Source organism: Streptomyces huiliensis, assembly GCF_020037025.1.
Classification (GTDB): domain Bacteria; phylum Actinomycetota; class Actinomycetes; order Streptomycetales; family Streptomycetaceae; genus Streptomyces; species Streptomyces huiliensis.
Map to the genome: position 1 here is coordinate 1 of NZ_JAIQLH010000032.1, position 2,799 is coordinate 2,799.

The 2,799-nt window shown below is 70.2% G+C and carries 3 protein-coding genes; 2 read left to right on the forward strand and 1 reads right to left on the reverse strand.

Going from position 1 to position 2,799, the window contains the following annotated elements:
* Both JNW98_RS07395 and JNW98_RS07400 read left to right on the forward strand, forming a co-directional pair.
* The coding region (locus JNW98_RS07395; protein ID WP_223767283.1) for a sensor histidine kinase at positions 1-226 on the forward strand (226 nt) is incomplete at its 5' end.
* Positions 227-535: 309 nt separating this feature from the next.
* Positions 536-1,360 (forward strand): RpnC/YadD family protein, encoded by an 825-nt coding sequence (locus JNW98_RS07400; protein WP_223767284.1) that lies wholly within the window; start codon positions 536-538, stop codon positions 1,358-1,360.
* Between the two features lie 81 nt (positions 1,361-1,441).
* On the opposite strand, the gene JNW98_RS07405 is transcribed toward JNW98_RS07400, so the two are convergent.
* A partial coding sequence (locus JNW98_RS07405) for a bifunctional metallophosphatase/5'-nucleotidase (protein ID WP_223767285.1) occupies positions 1,442-2,799 on the reverse strand: 1,358 nt, incomplete at its 5' end.

Below are 2,799 nucleotides of genomic sequence, written 5' to 3' on the forward strand. Positions count from 1 at the left end.
GGGCATCCCGGCCGAGGAACTCCCGCACGTCTTCGACCGGTTCTGGCGCTCCCCGGCCGCCCGCGGCCTCCCCGGCAGCGGCCTCGGCCTCTCCATCGTCGCCCGCACCGTCCGCCGCGCCGGCGGCGAGGTCGGCCTCCGCCCGGCGGAGGGCGGCGGCACACTCGCCGTCGTCCGCCTGCCCGGCGCGTCGGTGGAGCCACCGGCGGACGTGCGGGGCGTCTGAGGCGCGGCTGGAGGAATCCGGGTCCGGTCAGGGTTCCTTGGCGCGCTCGACGTGCAGCTCGTAGGTGGACGAGGGGGGCCCTTCAGCGTGTGCCGCGCGCCGTGGCGAACGATGAGGAACGCGAGTTCGCCATGGAACGCTTGACCGCGCCAGGGATCGAATGGGTGATCGCTTGACGAAAGCGGGATGCGCGCCCTGCGGCAGTCCTACGTTCGGCTCATGGTCACATCGCAACACGAGGCCTCGCACCGGGTCTTCCAGGAACAACCGCCGCTACTGGCCCCTGTCTTCCGGCTTCTGGGGGTCCACATGCCTCCCGAGAGGTCGGTGGAGATCCTGTCGCCCGACCTCACGGAGATCAGACCGCTGGAGCGGTGCGTCGACAGCCTGTTGCGCGTGGAGCCGAGCGACGGCAGCGGCACCTTCCTGGTCGCGATCGAATCGCAGGGCCGCAAGGACGCGGACAAGGTGGTGAGCTGGGCCTACTACCTGGCGTTCCTGAAGTCGAAGTACACCTGCCCGGTGCTGCTCCTCGTGTGCTGCCAGGACAAGGCGACCGCTGACTGGGCGGCCGGCCCGTTCCACCTGGGGCCGGAGAGCTGGCACTCGCTCTCGGTGCGTCCCATGGTCCTCGGCCCGGGGAACGTTCCGAAGATCCTCGACGCGGAGGAGGCGGCGCGCGACCTGACGCTCGCGGCGTTCTCCGCGATGACTCACGCGCGGGACCCCGGGATCGCGGACATACTGAAGGCACTGGCAAGCGCCTTGGGGGCGGCCGACCGGGCTGTCGTCCCCTACTACGTGGAGCTGTTGGACATCGCCTTGGGAGACACCAAGACGAGGGAGACCTGGAGGAAGCTCATGGCCATCCGCACGTACTTTCCCGGACGCGGGACGATCATCGAGGAGACGCTCCAGGAGGGCATGGCCAGGGGCCGCGCCGAGGAGCGTGCGGAGCGGGCCCAGGAGCGGGCCGAGACGGTGCTGCGCATGCTGGAGGTCCGCGGGATCACCGTGCCGGCAGAGCTCCGGGAGCGCGTCATCGGTTGCTCGGACCTTGAGGTGCTGGGTACCTGGGTGGACCGTGCGTGCACGGTCTCCCGGGCCGAGGAGATCTTCGACCAAAGCTGCTGACGGCGGTGGTGTCGTAGCTTCTCTCCCGCCGCCGGGCCGGCGCACCCGGCGGCGGGAGAGAAGTTCACCGGCCGGGACCGGCTACTTCACGACCGTGATCCGGTCCGCCTTCGGCGGGGACAGCGGGGCGGCCTTGGAGGAGTGGGCGCCCAGGTAGGCGAGGAAGACGTCCAGGTCCGACGCGCCGACCCGCTTGTTCTTGGCCTCCTTGAAGGTGGTGAAGCCGTCGCCGCCGCCCATCAGGAACTCGTTGGCCGCGACGCGGTACGTCTTCGCCGGGTCGATCGCCGTGCCGTCGAGCTTCACGGAGGAGGCGACGACGCGGTCGGCGCCGGTCTTCGTCAGGTCCAGGGTGTAGGTCAAACCCTTGCTGATCTGCAGGATCTTCGGCTGGGGGCCGTTGACCGCGCCGCTGACCTGCTGCCGGAGGACGGAGATGACCTGCGCGCCGGTGAGGTCGGCGGTCTGCATCATGTTGGTGAACGGCTGGACGGTGAACGCCTTGCCGTAGGTGACGACGCCGTCGCCCTCACTGCCCGCCGCCTTGTAGGCGAGGTCGGAGCGGATGCCTCCGGGGTTCATGAAGGCGATCTGCGCGCCGCCCTTGTCGGCCGGGGCCAGGGCCTCCAGCTGGGAGTCGGCGATCACGTCGCCGAGCGGCTTCTCGTACGCCTCGGAGCCGCGGCCGTTGATGTCGGCGGTGGTGTAACCGACGGGCCGGTTGGCGATCGGGGCGGCGAGGGCGTTCCAGCGGGCGATGAGGGAGGTCATGTCCGCGGCCTTGGGCCGGTCGCGGTCGACGACGTGGTTGGTGGCGTGCGGCCGGGCGACCGGGGTGCGGACGATGTCGCGGGTGCGGCGGTCGTACGTCAGCTTGGTGTCCGTGTACAGCCGGCCGAAGGAGGCGGCCGAGGTCACGGTGCGCGGGTTGCCGGCCGGGTCGGCGATGGTGCAGGCGTACGCCTGGTGTGTGTGGCCGGTGATGAAGGCGTCGACCTTCGGGGTGACCTTCTTGGCGATGTCGACGATCGGGCCGGAGATGCCGGCGCCGGCGCCCGGGCTGTCGCAGTCGTCGTTGTACGCGCCGGAGGCCGGCATGCCGCCCTCGTGGACGAGGGTGACGATCGCCTTGACACCCTGGCGGTCGAGCTCCTTGGCGTACTTGTCGATGGTCGCGACCTCGTCGGCGAACTTCAGGCCCTTGACGCCCTCGGCCGTGACCACGTCGGGGGTGCCCTTGAGGGTGAGGCCGATGATGCCGATCTTCACGCCCTTGTGCCGCCAGACCGTGTACGGCTTGAGGATGGGCTTGCCGGTCTTCTCGTCGGTGACGTTCGCGGCGAGGTAGGGGAAGTCCGCGCCCCGGAACTTCTTGCGCTTCTCGAAGCAGCCGTCCTTGGGGTGGCAGCCGCCGCGCTGCATCCGCAGCAGCTCGGCCC

Excerpts from the sequence above, each read along its gene's own strand:
- JNW98_RS07400 (WP_223767284.1), top strand. The coding sequence starts at position 536 with ATGCCTCCCGAGAGGTCGGTGGAGATCCTGTCGCCCGACCTCACGGAG.